This is a genomic window from Geobacillus thermocatenulatus, assembly GCF_002217655.1.
GTDB lineage: Bacteria > Bacillota > Bacilli > Bacillales > Anoxybacillaceae > Geobacillus > Geobacillus thermocatenulatus.
This window is the reverse complement of sequence record NZ_NEWK01000001.1, coordinates 1,050,348-1,067,587: the sequence shown is the minus strand read 5'-3', so window position 1 is coordinate 1,067,587 and position 17,240 is coordinate 1,050,348. Positions and strand designations below refer to the sequence as shown.

Genomic DNA, 17,240 nt, shown 5'->3' with positions numbered 1-17,240 from the left:
CGGAAAAACTATGACCATATCAACATTACCATTTGATGGGGTGGACAACATGAAAACTAGACAGGATGCTTGGTCACATGAAGAAGATGTACTGTTGGCTGAAACGGTGCTGCAATATATACGCGAAGGAAAAACGCAACTTGCCGCTTTTGAAGTCGTTGGGAGACAACTGCACCGCACAGCGGCAGCATGTGGATTCCGTTGGAACGCCGAGGTGCGCAAACGGCACCTTGAGGCGATCGAACAGGCAAAAAAGCAGCGGAAAGAACGGAAACGGGCGCTCGAAATGATGAAAAAGTGGCAAAAAGACAATACGGTTGTTGCTTGGAGTCCTTCTGAAGAACGGGACGGCGCCGAAGGGTCATCGCCTTTTCTCCCGGCGGCCCCATTGACACTGGAGCAGTGCATTTCATTTTTGCAAACATTGCGGCGCGGCATCGAGGAGATGGAAGCGATCCGCCAAGACAACGAGCGCCTGAAACGCGAGCGGGCGGAATGGCAGGCACGGAACGAACAGCTTGCTCAAAAACTCGAACGCCTTGAAACGAGGCAGACCACCGTGCAAGAAGATTATGAGGCGCTCGTGAAAATCATGGCTCGCGCCCGCCAGCTCGCTTCCGAAGAAGGCGACCGCTTCTCTCTTGCCGAGCTGTTTGCCGCCGAGGGGAACGGATCGAACGAATCGCTCGCCCATTCATAAAAAAAGAAGGTGCCCCAACAAAGCATCGGGACACGTTTTCACCGCTGGAACAACGAACAGCGCCCGCTAACAAACCGGTAAATGGCACCGATGTTCACAGGAATCTCCACCTTCCCATTTTGTTCGAAATGAGGGTGGAGCGTTCAATCGTCGCCAACGCGCCTGATGGGAATTCCCTCTAATAGACGATTCATCACGTAGGAAGCCATAATGAGCCCGGCAACTGATGGAACGAAAGCATTCGAAGACGGCGGCATTTTCGCCTTGCGGATCGGCGAAGCGTCATTGCCGACGACTTGGCGGACATCTTCGCGGATTTTCACCGGCTTCTCGTCGGAAAAGACGACCGGAATGCCGCGGCGGATCCCTTCTTTGCGCAACTTGGCGCGGATGACTTTTGCGATCGGATCGGTGTGTGTTTCCGAAATATCGGCAATGCGGAACCGGGTCGGATCCATTTTGTTCGCTGCCCCCATGCTCGAGATGATCGGAATGCCGCGCTCGAGGCATTGTTTCATCAAATGCACTTTGTACACAATCGTGTCGGACGCATCGATGACAAAATCGAGATCATAGGCGAAAAACTGCTCATACGTCTCTTCCGTATAAAACATTTGCAGCGCGATCACCTCGCACTCCGGGTTGATGTCGGCGATGCGCTCTTTCATGAGCTCCACTTTCGGACGCCCGATGGTCGAGAGCAGCGCATGGATTTGCCGGTTGATGTTGGTGATATCGACGTTATCACGATCCACAAGCACCAAGCGGCCAATGCCGGAACGGGCGAGCGCCTCGACGGCGAACGACCCCACGCCGCCAACGCCAAGAACGGCGACGGTGGCGTTTTTTAAGCGTTCCAGCCCTTCTTTGCCAATGGCGAGTTCATTGCGGGAAAATTGGTGCAGCATCGTTCTCCTCTCCGTTTGCTCCTAAATTGGTGTTTATGCCGCTTTTTATCCTACCATCAAGACAGCCAAAGAGGCAACGGCATTTTGCTGGCAAAACAAAAACCCCTACGCGGCCACCCGCATAGGGGAAATGGTTGTTGGCTCCTTGATGTCGCCAGTCCCAATCGTGCCGTCGATGCCTTCGTTTTGAACCCGCTCCCACATAGGTGGGTGCCCTGTTCCAAGGTTTATGCTTCCCCTGTGACGAAGAGGCATGCACGCCGCTTGGAAACCCCGGGCTCCCGAATCATCTACTGTTCGGTCAAAACGATCGGTGATTCGACGAACACATTAGGACGATTGTTAGTTTTATTGTAACACATTTTTCAGCCTTTGTGAACACCGATTGCCAACGTTTCTTTTTCAGATGCCGCTGTTACTCGTTTTCTGGAAGCACAACAGCCAAATGCAGTTCCTCGAGCTGTTTTTCGCTGACCGGCCCCGGTGCTTCGGTAAGCAAGCAGCTCGCGCTCGCCGTTTTCGGAAACGCGATCGTGTCGCGCAAGTTCGTGCGCCCCGCAAGCAGCATGACGAGCCGGTCGAGGCCGAGGGCGATGCCGCCATGCGGCGGGGTGCCGTATTCAAACGCCTCAAGCAGGAAGCCGAACTGGCGGCGCGCTTCTTCTTTGCTGAACCCTAAAGCCTGGAACATTTTTTCTTGCACGTCGCGCTCGAAAATGCGGAGCGAACCGCCGCCGAGCTCGTACCCGTTTAACACTAAATCGTACGCCTGTGCGCGGACGGCGCCCGGGTTTGTCTCAAGTAGCGGAATGTCGTCGCGCACCGGCATCGTAAACGGATGGTGGGCGGCGTAGTAGCGTCCTTCTTCTTCGTCGTACTCCAACAGCGGCCAGTCGGTGACCCATAAAAACGCCAGTCTCGTTTCATCGATCAAACCGAGCTCTTTGCCAAGCTTCAGCCGGAGCGCCCCAAGCGCAGCGGCGACGACCGCAGGCCGGTCAGCGACAAACAGAAGCAAGTCTCCGTCGTCGACAGCGAGCAGCTGCCGCAATGCCGTCTGTTCGTCGGCGGTGAAAAATTTGGCGATCGGCCCTTTCAGCTCATCCCCTTCCGCTTTCAGCCAGGCGAGCCCTTTCGCCCCGTAGCGGGCCGCAAATTCGCCTAACGCGTCGATGTCTTTGCGCGAATAGCGGCTTGCAGCGCCTTTGACGTTGATCGCCTTCACTTGCCCGCCTTCCTTGACTGTGCGGGCGAACACTTGAAACGCCGAATCCCGGACGGCTTCGGATACATCGACGAGCTCAAGGCCAAAGCGCACATCCGGTTTATCGGAACCGTAGCGGTTCATCGCTTCGGCATACGTCATGCGCGGGAACGGGCGCGGGATATCGATGCCTTTGGCCGCTTTGACGACCGCCGCCATCATCCGCTCCGTTAAATCGATAATATCTTCCTGGCTGATAAACGACATTTCAATATCGATTTGCGTAAACTCCGGCTGGCGGTCGGCGCGCAAGTCTTCATCGCGGAAGCAGCGGGCGATCTGGTAATAGCGCTCAAAGCCGCCGACCATGAGCAGTTGCTTAAAAATTTGCGGCGACTGCGGCAAAGCGTAAAACTCGCCAGGGTGGACGCGGCTTGGCACTAAATAGTCGCGCGCCCCCTCCGGCGTGCTTTTCGTCAACATCGGCGTCTCGATTTCCAAAAAGCGCTCGCCATCCAAAAAGTCGCGCACCGCTTTCGTCACTTTATGGCGAAGCGCAAGCGTCTGAAACATGACCGGGCGGCGCAAATCCAAATACCGATACTTTAAGCGCACATCTTCCGCCGCGTCCGTATCGTCGGAAATGGCAAACGGCGGCGTTTTCGCTTCATTGATAATGTCAATTCGCTCGGCTTGGATTTCAATGCGGCCAGTCGCAATGTTCGGATTGACCGTCTCCGGTGCGCGGGCGACGACCGTTCCTTCGACGCTCACCACATATTCGCTCCGCACGCGTTCCGCTGCCGCCAACGCCTCGGCCGAGACGTCGGGGCTGGCGACGACTTGGACAATGCCGGTCCGGTCGCGCAAGTCAATGAAAATGAGCCCGCCTAAGTCGCGGCGTTTTTGCACCCACCCTTTCAATATGACGCGCTCGCCAACCGCTGTTTCCGGCACTTCCCCACAATAATACGTCCGCTGCATCGTGTTACTCCTCCCGTCCTGTCCGTTTTGCCAAAACATGCGCCAGTTCGCCAAACGGCACTTTCATCTGCTCGCCGCTGGCCATGTCTTTAACGGTTGCCGCCCCGCTTTCCAGCTCTTCGTCGCCGATCATGACGACAAACGACGCACCAAGCCGGTCGGCCGCTTTCAGCTGGGCTTTCATTTTCCGCCCCAAATAGTCCTGATCAACGCGCAGTCCGGCGCGGCGCAATTCATAGACGAGGCGGACCGCTTCCGTTTTCGCCTGCTCGCCGACGGCGACGACGTAGCAATCGAGCCCGCGGCGGACCGGCAGCTCGCCCCCTTCCGCCTCGAGAGCCGCCAGGAGGCGCTCAATGCTGAGCGCAAAGCCGATGCCCGGCGTTTCCGGGCCGCCGATTTCTTGGACGAGCCCGTTGTAACGACCGCCGCCGCACAGCGTCGCCCCCGCCCCGAATCCTTCGAGATCGCTCATAATTTCAAATGTCGTATGGTTGTAGTAGTCGAGCCCGCGCACGAGCCGGGAGTCGACGACAAACGGAATGTCGAGCACCGCCAAATAGTGCTTCACTTTTTCAAAGTAAGCGCGCGATTCATCGTTCAAATAGTCCAAAATCGACGGCGCCGTCGCCATCAGTTCATGGCCGCGGTCCTTTTTGCAGTCGAGAATGCGAAGCGGATTCGTCTGAAGACGCGCTTGGCAATCCTCGCACAGCTCATGAATGCGGCTTTCAAAATGGCGAACAAGCGCCTCGCGGTGCGCCCGGCGGCTGTCAAGGTCGCCTAGGCTGTTGATCACCAGCCGGATATGCTGCAGTCCGAGTTCGTTATAAATGTGCATCGCCAGTGCGATCACTTCCGCATCGACAGCCGGATCGCTGCTGCCAAGCACTTCGACGCCAAACTGCACAAACTGGCGGAACCGCCCCGATTCAGGCCGCTCATAGCGGAACATCGGTCCAGTGTAATAGAGCTTGACCGGTTGGTTCGGGCTGCCGTACAGCTTATGCTCGACAAACGCTCTGGCAACCGGCGCTGTTCCTTCCGGGCGGAGCGTCAACGCGCGGCCGCCTTTGTCTTCAAACGTGTACATTTCTTTTTGCACGATGTCGGTCGTATCGCCGACCCCGCGCAAAAACAGCTCCGTATGTTCAAAAATCGGGGTGCGGATTTCCTCATAGCCATACCGTCCGCAAAGGCTGCGGACGACTTGCTCGACATGCTGCCATTTTTCCGTTTCACCCGGCAGCACATCCTGCGTCCCTCTTGGAATTTGAAACGGCATGTTCAATCCTCCTTTGCCCAAAATAAAAACGCCCTTGTCCCCATGACCATAGGGACGAGAGCGTCATTCCCGCGGTGCCACCCTAATTGAAGCCGATCGGCTTCCGCTTGTCGCCATTAACGCATGGCACACGTTCCCCTTTACTGGCGCAAAGCGCGTTCAAAGAGAAACCTACGGAGTGTCTTTCGTTAAGCCATCATGGAGAAACGCTCGCAGCCTTGGGCGCTTCCTCTCTGGCCATGTGGGCCTTAACTACTTTTCTCCATCATCGGTTGTTCCGTATGAGAAAGATGTAATTTTATATTACGGACAATCTCGGCCGTTTGTCAAGTTGTCCTAGCGGCTGTGATCCATGGTTTTTCGCAAAGAGAAAAACCTTGATGTCTCATCGTATTTTTCATCTTAATTTAAAAAAAGAGAGCCAATTCGTTGAACCGCCCCTCCATGGGATCGAAGAGGCGGTCCACCTTCGGCCCTCTTTAATGGCGAATCAAATAATCAAACGCGCTTAACGCCGCGGTTGCACCCGAGCCCATCGAGATAATGATTTGCTTATAGGCGCTGTCCGTGCAGTCGCCGGCGGCAAAGACACCTTCAAGGCTCGTCGCGCCGCGTTTGTCGACGATGATTTCACCGAAGCGATTCCGTTCCACCGTTCCTTCCAACCATTCGGTGTTCGGCACAAGGCCGATTTGCACGAACACGCCTTGCAATTCGATATGATGTTCTTCTCCTGTTTCCCGGTCAATGTACGTCAAGCCGTTGACTTTGTCCATGCCGGTGATTTCCGTCGTTTGCGCGTTTTTTATCACCGTTACGTTCGGCAGGCTGTACAAACGATCTTGCAAAACAGCATCCGCCTTGAGTTCAGGGGCGAACTCCAGCAGCGTCACATGGCTGGCAATGCCGGCGAGGTCGATCGCCGCTTCGACGCCGGAGTTGCCGCCGCCGATGACCGCCACATGCTTGCCTTCAAACAGCGGGCCGTCGCAGTGCGGGCAGTAGGCGACGCCTTTGTTTTTGAACTCGTCCTCGCCCGGCACACCGAGGTTGCGCCAGCGAGCGCCGGTGGCGATAATGACCGTCTTGCTTTTCAGCACAGCGCCATTTTCCAGCTCGACTTCAATCAAGTCTTTTTTCTCGAGCCGTTTTGCGCGCTGTGAACTCATGACGTCGACGTCGTACTGCTTTACATGCTCTTCTAGGCTGGCCGCCAGTTTCGGCCCTTCCGTATATTTGACGCTAATAAAGTTCTCGATAGCGAGCGTGTCCAAAATTTGCCCGCCGAAACGCTCCGCGACAATGCCGGTGCGGATGCCTTTGCGCGCTGCATAAATCGCCGCTGCCGCTCCAGCCGGTCCACCGCCGACAACGAGTACATCAAACGGCTCCTTATTGGCAAAATCGGAAGCATCTGGTTCGCTTCCTAATTTGGCAAGAATATCTTCAATCGACATGCGGCCGCTCGCGAACAGTTTGCCATTTAAAAAGACCGTCGGCACGGCCATGATCCCTTTTTGCTCGACTTCTTCCTTAAACGCCGCTCCGTCGATCATCGTATGCGAAATGTTCGGGTTTAAGACGCTCATGATGTTGAGCGCTTGCACGACGTCCGGGCAGTTGTGGCAACTCAAGCTGACGTACGTTTCAAAATGATGTTTGCCCCTGATTTGTTGAATGCGGTCCACGACGTCTTGGCTGACTTTCGGCGGCCGTCCGCTCACTTGAAGCAGCGCCAAAACGAGGGACGTAAATTCATGGCCGAGCGGCACGCCGGCGAAGGTGATGCCGGTGTTTTCGCCGACCCGATTGACGCTGAAGCTTGGTGTTCGTTCCAGCTTCGCTTTTTCCACTTTGATTTTCGGCGACATCGCCGTTAATTCATCGATTAAAGCAAGCATATCGCGGGAAACGTTGTCGTCTCCCGCGCTTACCGTCAAGACAATATCATTTTCAAGCAATTGCAAATACTGAGCTAGTTGCGCCTTGATGTCAGCATCCAACAGCATCGCCTAAGCCCCCTTAAATTTTGCCGACGAGATCCAAGCTTGGCTTCAGCGTTTCCGCTCCTTCTTTCCATTTCGCCGGGCAAACTTCACCCGGATGGTTGCGCACGTATTGGGCCGCTTTAATTTTATCAATCAGCGTGCTGGCGTTGCGGCCGATGCCGTCCGCATTGATTTCCACCGCTTGAATGACGCCGTCTGGGTCAATGATGAACGTGCCGCGTTGCGCCAATCCTTGTTCTTCATCGAGCACATCAAACATGCGCGACAGTTGATGCGACGGGTCGCCGATCATCACGTATTCGATTTTGCCGATGGCTGGCGATGTATCGTGCCATGCTTTATGCGTAAAGTGGGTGTCGGTCGAAACCGAGTACACTTCCACGCCAAGTTCTTTAAACGCCGCGTAGTGGTCTTGCAAGTCTTCGAGCTCCGTCGGGCAGACGAACGTAAAGTCCGCTGGATAGAAGCAAACGATGCTCCATTTCCCCATGAAGTCTTGCTCTGTTACTTCGATGAATTCGCCGTTGTGATACGCTTGGGCACGGAATGGTTGTACTTTTTTCCCAACCAAAGACATTGCTTCATCTACCTCCTGCGACTGTTAGTTTATAATAATTTTAAACCAATACTTATTATCATATAGGGGCATATGTTTGTCAATACATATGCAATGGATTTTTTCCTCTACCGATCCGGATCCGTGTTGAGCGGATGCGCAGCGCTCGCAGGGATGGACATTTTTATTCGCAGCTGTTTCGTCTGAACGGCCACACCGCCTCGGCCCATGAAACATCCACACGCCGCGTGCGCTCCTTCCAACTCGCCATGTTTACGGACGGGGCTGCTGTTTTTTCAACATTTGTACGTCTTTCGGCGCCACACCGAATTCGGATGCCAACTCAAACGCTCTATATTGAGCCTCGAGCCGCACCCATTCGTGAAAGTCGACGGACAGCACATCGTTTGTCCGGTGCGCCAGCTCACCTCTTTTGGTTTGCCGCATCGCGCTCCTCCTTTCTTATTGCCGCACTTGTTTTCATCTTTCCCATTTTTCGCCGAAAATAAAAAAGAAACCGGGAAACTTCATCTGTTTCCCGGTTTCTCGCTGCTGTCGATGATCAAGGTGACTGGCCCGTCGTTTGTGAGCGATACGTCCATCATCGCACCGAATACGCCGGTTTCTACATGAACGCCTCTTTCGCGCAAAGCGGCGTTGAACGCCTCATACAGCGGCAAGGCATGGTCGGGCTTGGCCGCCGCCATAAAGTTCGGGCGCCGACCTTTTCGGCAGTCGCCGTAAAGGGTGAACTGCGACACCGACAGCACCGCCCCTCCGACGTCGAGCAAGGAGCGGTTCATTTTTCCGTTTTCATCTTCAAAAACGCGCAAATGAGCAATTTTTTCAGCCAAATAGGCAGCATCGTCTTCTGTATCTTCATGCGTGATGCCAAGAAGGACGACAAAACCCGCATCAATGGCACCAACGACTTCGCCGCCGACGGTGACTTTTGCCTCTTTCGCCCGCTGGATGACCGCTCTCACTCGCCTTCCTCCTTTCGCCGCCCTTAGTTGTTCATCAAGCGCTGGACGGAATAAATGTCGGGAATTTGTTTGATTCGTTCGACGACTTTTTGCAAGTGGCTCAAATTATGAATGGCGATCGTCATATGGATCGTCGCAATTTTATGTCGGTGGTCTGAGCGTCCCGAGACGGCGGAAATGTCTGTTCGCGTTTCATTGACCGCCTGCAGCACCTCATTCAGCAACCCGCGGCGGTCAAATCCGGTGATCTCAATGTCCACGTTATATTCGCGCTCGCCGTTTGCCCCGCTTTCCCATTCTACGGCAATCAACCGATCGGCCGCTTCTTCGGTCTTGACGTTCGGGCAATCGGCGCGGTGGACGGAAATGCCGCGGCCGCGGGTAATGAAGCCGATAATTTCATCGCCCGGCACCGGGTTGCAGCAACGCGACAAACGGATGAGCAAGTTGTCCATTCCTTGGACGCGAATGCCGCAGTCGCGCTTTTTGCCAGCTGGCAGCTTGGCTTCGAAGACCGCTTCGGCCAGTTTGCGCTGCTGTTCCTCGAGATCGCGCTGCTTCCGCCATTTTTCCGTCAACCGATGGGCGATTTGCGCCGCTGTGATGCCATGATAGCCGACTGCCGCATACATATCGTCTTCGTTCGAGAAGTTGAACTTTTCGGCGACGCGCTTGACGTTGTCCGCCGTCATCACTTCTTTCGGCTCAAAGCCGAGGCTGCGCACCTCTTTTTCCACCATCTCTTTGCCTTTTTCGATGTTTTCTTCGCGCCGTTGCTTTTTGAAAAACTGGCGGATTTTGTTGCGCGCCTGCGACGTTTTCGCCAGTTTCAGCCAGTCTTGGCTCGGACCGTACGAATGATTGGAAGTTAAAATTTCGACGATGTCGCCCGTTTGCAGCTTGTAATCAAGCGGCACCATTTTGCCGTTCACTTTCGCCCCGATCGTCTTGTTGCCGATTTCCGAATGGATGCGGTAAGCGAAATCGATTGGCACCGATCCGGCCGGCAGCTCGATGACATCGCCCTTTGGTGTGAAGACGAACACCATGTCGGAAAACAAATCCATCTTGAGCGATTCCATGAACTCTTCGGCATTGCTCGCGTCGTTTTGCCATTCCAAAATTTCCCGAAACCAAGACAGCTTTTCTTCAAACGAGTTCGGCTTGATCGTCTTTCCTTCTTTGTACGCCCAGTGGGCAGCAATCCCGAATTCGGCGATTTGGTGCATTTCAAACGTGCGGATTTGCACCTCAAGCGGCTCGCCTTTTGGGCCGATCACTGTCGTATGAAGCGATTGATACATGTTCGGCTTCGGCATGGCGATGTAGTCTTTGAATCGACCTGGCATTGGCTTCCAGCACGTATGAATAATGCCGAGCACAGCATAGCAGTCTTTGATGCTGTTGACGATAATGCGGACAGCGAGCAAATCGTAAATTTCGTTGAACTGTTTATTTTGCATCACCATTTTTCGATAAATGCTGTAAATATGTTTCGGACGCCCGGAAATTTCGCAAGGAATATGCACTTCGTTGAGCCGTTCGCGCACTTCTTGAATGACTTCCTCCAAATATTGCTCGCGCTCAGCCCGCTTTTTCTTCATTAAATTGACGATGCGGTAATATTGCTGCGGGTTTAAATAGCGAAGCGCCGTATCCTCAAGCTCCCATTTGATTTTCGAAATGCCGAGCCGATGCGCGAGCGGAGCGAAAATTTCGAGCGTCTCATTGGCGATGCGCCGTTGCTTTTCCACCGGCAAATGTTTTAACGTCCGCATATTGTGCAGCCGGTCGGCGAGCTTGATCAAAATGACCCGGATATCTTGCGCCATGGCCAAAAACATTTTCCGGTGGTTTTCCGCCTGCTGTTCTTCCTGTGATTTATATTTAATTTTCCCAAGCTTCGTCACCCCGTCGACAAGCATCGCCACTTCCGCGCCGAACTCGCGCTCGAGGTCTTCTTTTGTCGCCTCAGTATCTTCGATGACATCATGCAAAAACCCGGCGGCGATCGTCGTCGCGTCCATCTTTAAGTCAGCCAAAATGCCGGCGACTTGAATCGGATGGATGATGTACGGTTCGCCCGATTTCCGAAATTGGTCGCGGTGGGCGTGCTTGGCAAACTCATACGCCTTTTTCAAAAAGGCGACGTCTTGTTCCGACAAATAACAGCTCGCTCGTTCAAACACTTGCTCCGCTGTCAGCACTTGTTCATTGGCCATAGGGTTGAATCACCTTTTTAATCGATTAAAATTGAAGCTGCAAAGCACAGAGATCCGTTGCGTTCATACGGTTAATAAGAAAGAGCACTCATGTGTGAGTGCCCCTTTTTTCTTTATTGTATCCGAAGATGCGAACAATGTCGACTGTTTAAAACTGCATGAGCGTCAAAATGTCGTAGCCTTCCAATTTTTTGCGGCCGCCAAGCTCGGTAAGCTCAATCAAAAACGCCAATCCGGCCACCACTCCGCCGAGCTGTTCCACTAAATCGATCGTCGCCCGCATGGTGCCGCCTGTCGCCAGCAAGTCGTCGGTGATCAACACGCGCTGCCCTGGCTTAATAGCATCTTTATGCATCGTCAAGACATCTGTTCCATATTCCAGGCCATACTCCACACGGACGACTTCGCGCGGCAGCTTCCCTTCCTTGCGCACCGGCGCAAATCCGACGCCAAGCGCATAGGCGACTGGGCATCCGATGATAAAGCCGCGCGCTTCCGGACCAACGACGATATCGATTTGTTTTTCGCGCGCATATTGAACAATTTGGTCGGTCGCGTATTTGTACGCCGGACCGTTGTCCATCAGCGTGGTAATATCTTTAAACATGATGCCCGGCTTCGGGAAATCGGGCACAATCGTAATGTATTGTTTTAAGTCCATGATACGTTTGCCTCCTCGTGCGTTTGCGAACGTGTCATTTCCGCCAAACAGCGTTTCAATTGCTCGTAAGTGGAATAGACTAACTGATGCTCCGCCTCGAGCTCGTCCCGCCGCCGGCGGTACGTCGGCGATTCGTGCAAATCGCGCTTCGCCGGCTGATGAACGAGCGAAATGACGCCGTTTTGTTCGCGGATAAAGTCAAGCTCTAAAAATACTTTCGCCATGAAATGAACGGTCTCTTCCGTCCAACCGCGGGCGCGGGCCAGCTCACCGCCGCGCTTGGCGAGCGGAAACGAACGGTGTTGATGCAAAAAGGCGTAAAACCATTTAAAATGTTCGCGCGTCGGAAACGTACGGAAAAATTGCGCCTCGGGCTGGGCGAACACCGCGTAAATGCGCGCCGGCCGCCCGCTGCCAAGAAGCGCCGACAGCAAGGCCAGCCGCGGCGGCACGTCAAGCAGCACGACATAGCGGTCGTCAATCGATAAGGCGCCCGCCTCTTCTTCAGTCGGCACGCAATGAAGCTCCCCGCGAAATGGCGCCACGTCCGGGCGCTGACCAGTTTCGCAGCGAAAGGAGACGACTAGCCGCTTCTCTTTTGGCAGCCGCTCAAGAAGTGGACGGACGTCGCGGCAGCCGCGGACGTCAAACAGCTGGCAGTCGCTGACCGCCAGATCACACAACGACAGCTGCGGCTTGGCGAACCCGTTCCATTCGTTCACTGACAGCTCCCCGACCGCCGAAATGCGCGCATCCGGAGCGATTTCTTCACATAACGGCCCGAGGCCGAAGCCGATGGCATCGATCGCGGCCCCGTCTTGGGAAAAGACGGCTTTCATATGGGCTCCGTTCGCCCCGACGCGCCGCATCGTTTCAACGGACGCCCCTTCAATGAGAACAAGCGGCCGCGGATTGCCGACGCCAAACGGAGCGAACCGCTCAAGGCCGCGGGCGGCTTCGAGCGTCAGCTCAGCGACCGAACAGGAAGCATCAATGAACGTCGGCGGCGTAAAATCGTCCTCAGACAACGTTTCGGCGGCGATGGCGTTCAGCCGTTGCCGCAATTCTTCGACATCATCAAGCGCCAATGTCATCCCAGCCGCCATCGGGTGGCCGCCAAAGTGCGGCAACAGGTCGCGGCATTGCGACAGGCTGGCGAACAAGTCAAACCCATGAATGCTGCGGGCTGACCCTTTGGCGATCCCTTTTTCCCGGTCGATGGAAAGCACGACCGCCGGGCGGTAAAACTGCTCAACAAGCTTAGAAGCGACAATGCCCACCACTCCGGCGTTCCATCCTTCGCCTGCCACAACCAAGACGCGATGTTCCTCAGGAGGAAATTGGCGGCGCACCATGTCCGCCGCTTCTTCAGCGATTTGTGCCACAAGCTGCTGACGTTCGCGGTTTAACTCGTCCATCTCCGCCGCCAGCTGCACCGCTTCGTTCTCATCGTCCGTCATTAAGAGCGCCACTGCCGGATCGGCGCCGCCGAGGCGCCCCGCCGCGTTCAAGCGCGGAGCGATGACAAATCCGACCGTCTGTTCGTTGATGGCCCCCGCATCAATGCGGCATTGCCGAAAAAGAGCGCGCAGCCCGATGCGCTCCGTCGCTCGCAACGCTTCAAGCCCGTGTGCAACAAAGAGGCGGTTTTCCCCAACAAGCGGAACCAAATCAGCGATCGTGCCGATCGCGACCAAATCAAGCAAATGGCGCGGCACCCGCCCAAGCAAGGCATGGGCTACCTTAAACGCAACGCCGACGCCGGCTAAATCGCGAAACGGATATGTACTTCCCGGCTGCTTTGGATGAATGATCGCATGCGCCTCCGGCAACACCGGACCTGGCTCGTGGTGATCCGTTACGATGACATCCATTCCCCACTCGTTGGCAGCCGCAATTTCTTTGACCGCCGCAATCCCATTGTCGACGGTCACAATGACGGAAACGCCGCGCTCTTTTGCGGAACGAAACGCCGCCATGTTCGGCCCGTATCCTTCCGTAAATCGGTTCGGAATGTAGAACTCAACCGACGCCCCCGCCTCCTTGAGAGCACTCACCATCACCGACGTGCTGCAAACGCCATCGGCATCGTAATCGCCGTATACCAACACGCGTTCACCCGCGTCGATCGCCCCCTTTAGACGCTGAATCGCTCGCTCCATCCCGTCAAGCAAAAACGGATCATGAAACGATTGCTCAAGCGGATTGAGAAACGCCGCCGCCTCCGAGGCCGTCTGCACCCCGCGGCGGACGAGAAGCCTCGCCAATAAGGGCGTGACGCCGGCTTCCTCGGCCAGCCGCCTCACCGCCTGCTCATCGAGGCGCTCCACCTCCCAACGCGTTTTCGCTTTCAACATGTCTCCCACCTCAACTCTCCTTATTATACAAAAAGGAGAAAAGGGCAGGCAACGACATTACGGTTTTTTTTCCGGGTTGTATGGGTTGATGTGAACCATGACATTGCGGACGCGCGGCAGCGTCAGCAGTTTTTCTTTCACTTTCTTTCCGATCCGGTGCCCCTCTTCGACCGTCAATCGCGGATCGACGGCGATTTTCAAATCGACGATGACGTAATGGCCGTGCTCGCGCGCATGCAGCTCATTGATTTGCCGCACATCGGGGAATGAAAGGACAACCTCGCGCAAATAGCCGGTTTCTTCCTCGTGCAGCACATGGTCAATCGCCGTATGGATCGAATGGCGTCCAAGCTCCCATGCCATTTTCAGAACAAGCAGCGAGACGAACAATCCGGCGAGCGGGTCGGCGTATACAAGCCAGTCAATCTCCCATTTTCCACCGACAATAGCGGCGCCGACGCCGATGAGCGCGGCGAGTGAAGAGAAGACGTCGGAGCGGTGCTCGTAAGCGTTGGCGATCAAAGCCTCGCTTTGCAGTTTTTTTCCGAGCCGGTATTTGTAGCGAAACATCGCTTCTTTGACAACGATCGACAACACCAGGACATAAATGGCCGCGACCCCCGGCGGCGACAGCGGGGCAAAAATGGATTCAAGCGCGGAACGCCCGATCTCGAGCCCGACGAGAAACAGAAGAACCGCCACAATAATGGCGGCAATGGATTCCGCCTTTCCGTGCCCGTACGGATGGTCTTCATCCGGCGGGCGCGCCGCGGCGCGCAGCCCGACCCAAACAGCAAACGAGCCGGCAACATCGGACGCCGAATGAGCGGCGTCAGCAATTAACGCCTGGCTTTGGCTCCATATGCCGACGGCCGCCTTGACGACGGCGAGCGCCATGTTGCCGGCGATGCCGACGACCGCTGCTGTTTTCGCCTGCTTGAATCGCTGTTCGTTTTCCATATCCTTTGTCCCCCACCTTTTGCGTTTCGCCTGCTTTGCATCTGGCCATTAGTGTAACCCATTTTTCCCTCATCGTTGCGAAAGAAAAAGCACCGGAAAAAAGCAAGCGCCTTTTCCGGTGCGCTCATTATAAGTTCGGTTCGGCCTCGGCCGCCGCTTTTTTGGCTCCTTTCCCTTTTTTGAGCTCCTGTCCTTTCCAAACGACCCAAAGCTGAGAAGCGATGCAAAGCGACGAATAGACGCCGCACACAAGTCCAACGAGCAAGGCGAGGTTGAAATTGCGGATCGCTTCGCTGCCAAAGATGAGCAATGCGATGACCGTAAACAAGACGGTCAATACGGTGTTGACCGAGCGCGTAAAGGTTTGCTGCAACGCCCGGTTGACGATATGCTTCAAGTCGTCGACCGTTTTCACTTTCCGCTTTTTCATCAAATCTCGGATGCGATCAAACGTGACGATCGTATCGTTGATCGAGTACCCGATGATCGTCAGCACCGCGGCGATGAATGTCAAATCGACTTCAAGACGCGTCAAGCTGAACACCGTGATAATGAAAAAGGCGTCATGCAACAGGGCGACGATCGCCGCCAACGCCATCCGCCACTCAAAGCGGATCGTCACGTAAAGAATGATGCCGATCGAGGAAATCAGCACAGCAATGAGCGCATTGCGGGCCAGCTGCTTGCCGACGACCGGCGAGACGGTGCTGATATTTGGTTCGTTGCCATACGCTTGCTTCAATTCATTTTTCAGCTTGGCAATTTCTTGCTTATCGAGCACGCCAATCAAGCGGACGACGCCTGTTTTCCCATCCGTGCCGGACAGGACGACATCTTCCGGCTTGTAGCCAAGCCGCTCGAAATAGCCGCTCAACTCTTTCGCATCGATCGGCTGGCTGCTCGTCACCTCAACGCGCGTTCCGCTCGTGAAGTCAATGCCAAGATTCAGCCCCAGGGCAAACAACGAGATGACGCCGGCGATCGTCAATGCGCCAGAGAAAATGAAAAACGTTTTGCTATGTTTGACAAAATCCCAGCGGTCAAACTTCGTCGGCACTTCCGTTTCCTCGGTCGTTTCGGCAATGTTTAAGATTTCCGACTTTTTGACGCCAAACCACTCCGGCTTTTTATCGAACCAGCGGCTTGACACAAGCAGTCCGAGCAACAGCCGCGTGCCGTAAACGGCGGTGAGAAAGCTGACGACGATGCTGATGATGAGCGTCGTCGCAAACCCTTTCACCGAGCTTGTCCCGTAAATAAAAAGGACAGCGCCGGCGATGATCGTCGTAAGATTGGCGTCAAAAATCGTCGCAAACGACCCGCGGTTGCCAGCACGGAACGCCGACAGCATCGACTTGCCGAGCTTCAGCTCCTCTTTGATCCGTTCGTACGTAATAATGTTGGCATCGACCGCCATCCCAACCCCTAAAATAAGGGCGGCAATGCCCGGCAGCGTCATCACGACGTTCATCCAATCAAACAAAAGCAAAATCAAATAAATGTATACCGACAGCGTAATGACGGCGATGATCCCGGGAAGCCGGTAAAACCAAATCATGAACAAGAAGATCGCCGCCACACCGATGATGCCGGCCAACACCGTTTTTTGCAGGGCGTTTTTCCCAAACTGAGCGCCGACGGACGTGGAGTAAATTTCATGCAGCTCGACCGGCAGCGCGCCGGCATTGAGCAAATCGGCCAGCTGTTGCGCTTCTTTGACCGTAAAATTGCCGACGATCGACACATCCGTCTGATTGAACACTTGGTTGACTGAAGCGGCGGAAATAAATTTCGGATCCGCTTTGCCTGCTTCTTTCCGGTAGGAGTCCACCCCTTCTTGAAAATCGAGCCAAATGACTAAAATGTTGTTTGGCGGCCCCATTTTATATACTTTTTCCGTCACCTGGCGGAACTTGTCGGCGTCTTTCAATTTCAGAGCGACGCTCGGCCGGCCGTTTTCATCAAACGACAGCTTCGCTCCGCCTTGGACGAGGTCGCTTCCGTCCATCAGCACGTTGTCATTGACATCGCGGAACGTCAATTTCGCCTGCGTGGACAAAATTTCGCGCGCCTCATTTTGGTCTTTCACCCCGGCGAGCTGGACGCGGATGCGGTTTCCTCCCTCGATGTCAACGCGCGGCTCGCTGACACCAAGGACGTTGATCCGTTTATTCAGCGCGCTGACGGTGCTTTGCAGCGTCTCTTGATCAATCTTATCGCCTTTTTTGGCCGGCTTCACTTCATACAGCACTTCAAAACCGCCTTGCAAGTCAAGGCCCAGTTTGATGTTATGTACAATTCCTTGAATCGTCGGCCCCATCACTCCGGCGAACAAAAGCAGGAGCAGAAAAAAGGCGACGATGCGGTTTCGTTTTACCATTCTCCTTAAGATTCCTCCTTCAACTTGC

The 17,240-nt window shown here is 54.8% G+C and carries 13 protein-coding genes, 1 other RNA gene and 1 other annotated feature; of the genes, 1 reads left to right on the top strand and 13 read right to left on the bottom strand.

What is annotated here, in order from left to right; genetic code table 11:
• Window positions 1-49: 49 nt before the first annotated feature.
• Window positions 50-700 (top strand): RsfA family transcriptional regulator, encoded by a 651-nt coding sequence (locus B9L19_RS05380; RefSeq protein WP_025949328.1) that lies wholly within the window; start codon window positions 50-52, stop codon window positions 698-700.
• Between the two features lie 143 nt (window positions 701-843).
• Here B9L19_RS05380 and B9L19_RS05375 read toward each other — a convergent pair whose 3' ends face one another.
• From B9L19_RS05375 to secDF, 13 genes are all read right to left on the bottom strand, one after another.
• Entirely contained in the window at window positions 844-1,608 is a 765-nt protein-coding gene (locus tag B9L19_RS05375; protein ID WP_047752739.1) for a tRNA threonylcarbamoyladenosine dehydratase, read from the bottom strand.
• A 153-nt stretch (window positions 1,609-1,761) separates the two neighbouring features.
• Window positions 1,762-1,948, bottom strand: a non-coding RNA gene (ssrS, locus tag B9L19_RS05370) — 6S RNA.
• A 75-nt stretch (window positions 1,949-2,023) separates the two neighbouring features.
• A complete protein-coding gene (gene aspS, locus B9L19_RS05365; protein ID WP_047752738.1) occupies window positions 2,024-3,796 on the bottom strand; it encodes an aspartate--tRNA ligase in 1,773 nt (590 codons plus the stop codon).
• Window positions 3,797-3,800: 4 nt separating this feature from the next.
• Window positions 3,801-5,081, bottom strand: a complete 1,281-nt coding sequence (gene hisS, locus B9L19_RS05360) for a histidine--tRNA ligase (protein ID WP_047752737.1) — start codon at window positions 5,079-5,081, stop codon at window positions 3,801-3,803.
• A gap of 47 nt (window positions 5,082-5,128) precedes the next feature.
• Window positions 5,129-5,359, bottom strand: a binding site (T-box leader).
• A gap of 201 nt (window positions 5,360-5,560) precedes the next feature.
• The gene (gene ahpF / locus B9L19_RS05355; protein WP_047752736.1) at window positions 5,561-7,090 is read right to left on the bottom strand and encodes an alkyl hydroperoxide reductase subunit F; all 1,530 of its coding nucleotides are present in this window, start codon (window positions 7,088-7,090) and stop codon (window positions 5,561-5,563) included.
• Between the two features lie 13 nt (window positions 7,091-7,103).
• Complete coding sequence (ahpC, locus tag B9L19_RS05350; protein ID WP_025949333.1) at window positions 7,104-7,667, bottom strand: alkyl hydroperoxide reductase subunit C; 564 nt, start codon at window positions 7,665-7,667, stop codon at window positions 7,104-7,106.
• 252 nt (window positions 7,668-7,919) lie between these two features.
• A complete protein-coding gene (locus B9L19_RS18965) occupies window positions 7,920-8,093 on the bottom strand; it encodes a hypothetical protein (protein WP_033024096.1) in 174 nt (57 codons plus the stop codon).
• An 80-nt stretch (window positions 8,094-8,173) separates the two neighbouring features.
• Complete coding sequence (gene dtd, locus B9L19_RS05345) at window positions 8,174-8,632, bottom strand: D-aminoacyl-tRNA deacylase (protein WP_025949334.1); 459 nt, start codon at window positions 8,630-8,632, stop codon at window positions 8,174-8,176.
• A gap of 23 nt (window positions 8,633-8,655) precedes the next feature.
• The gene (locus B9L19_RS05340; protein ID WP_025949335.1) at window positions 8,656-10,854 is read right to left on the bottom strand and encodes a RelA/SpoT family protein; all 2,199 of its coding nucleotides are present in this window, start codon (window positions 10,852-10,854) and stop codon (window positions 8,656-8,658) included.
• Window positions 10,855-11,002: 148 nt separating this feature from the next.
• Window positions 11,003-11,515 carry an adenine phosphoribosyltransferase gene (locus B9L19_RS05335; RefSeq protein ID WP_013144641.1) on the bottom strand — a complete coding sequence of 171 codons (513 nt, stop codon included), beginning with the start codon at window positions 11,513-11,515 and terminating at the stop codon, window positions 11,003-11,005.
• Window positions 11,506-13,872, bottom strand: a complete 2,367-nt coding sequence (recJ, locus tag B9L19_RS05330) for a single-stranded-DNA-specific exonuclease RecJ (RefSeq protein WP_025949336.1) — start codon at window positions 13,870-13,872, stop codon at window positions 11,506-11,508. Before recJ ends, B9L19_RS05335 begins: the two co-directional genes overlap by 10 nt.
• A 57-nt stretch (window positions 13,873-13,929) precedes the next feature.
• Window positions 13,930-14,832: a cation diffusion facilitator family transporter gene (locus B9L19_RS05325; protein WP_047752735.1), complete on the bottom strand. Its 903-nt coding sequence runs from the start codon at window positions 14,830-14,832 to the stop codon at window positions 13,930-13,932.
• A 127-nt stretch (window positions 14,833-14,959) separates the two neighbouring features.
• Complete coding sequence (gene secDF / locus B9L19_RS05320; protein WP_025949338.1) at window positions 14,960-17,212, bottom strand: protein translocase subunit SecDF; 2,253 nt, start codon at window positions 17,210-17,212, stop codon at window positions 14,960-14,962.
• Window positions 17,213-17,240 lie beyond the last annotated feature (28 nt).

Coding starts and splice junctions, on each gene's coding strand:
- B9L19_RS18965 (WP_033024096.1), bottom strand. CDS start 8,093: ATGCGGCAAACCAAAAGAGGTGAGCTGGCGCACCGGACAAACGATGTG.
- B9L19_RS05325 (WP_047752735.1), bottom strand. CDS start 14,832: ATGGAAAACGAACAGCGATTCAAGCAGGCGAAAACAGCAGCGGTCGTC.
- B9L19_RS05335 (WP_013144641.1), bottom strand. CDS start 11,515: ATGGACTTAAAACAATACATTACGATTGTGCCCGATTTCCCGAAGCCG.
- aspS (WP_047752738.1), bottom strand. CDS start 3,796: ATGCAGCGGACGTATTATTGTGGGGAAGTGCCGGAAACAGCGGTTGGC.
- B9L19_RS05375 (WP_047752739.1), bottom strand. CDS start 1,608: ATGCTGCACCAATTTTCCCGCAATGAACTCGCCATTGGCAAAGAAGGG.
- B9L19_RS05340 (WP_025949335.1), bottom strand. CDS start 10,854: ATGGCCAATGAACAAGTGCTGACAGCGGAGCAAGTGTTTGAACGAGCG.
- recJ (WP_025949336.1), bottom strand. CDS start 13,872: ATGTTGAAAGCGAAAACGCGTTGGGAGGTGGAGCGCCTCGATGAGCAG.
- ahpF (WP_047752736.1), bottom strand. CDS start 7,090: ATGCTGTTGGATGCTGACATCAAGGCGCAACTAGCTCAGTATTTGCAA.
- secDF (WP_025949338.1), bottom strand. CDS start 17,212: ATGGTAAAACGAAACCGCATCGTCGCCTTTTTTCTGCTCCTGCTTTTG.
- hisS (WP_047752737.1), bottom strand. CDS start 5,081: ATGCCGTTTCAAATTCCAAGAGGGACGCAGGATGTGCTGCCGGGTGAA.
- B9L19_RS05380 (WP_025949328.1), top strand. CDS start 50: ATGAAAACTAGACAGGATGCTTGGTCACATGAAGAAGATGTACTGTTG.
- ahpC (WP_025949333.1), bottom strand. CDS start 7,667: ATGTCTTTGGTTGGGAAAAAAGTACAACCATTCCGTGCCCAAGCGTAT.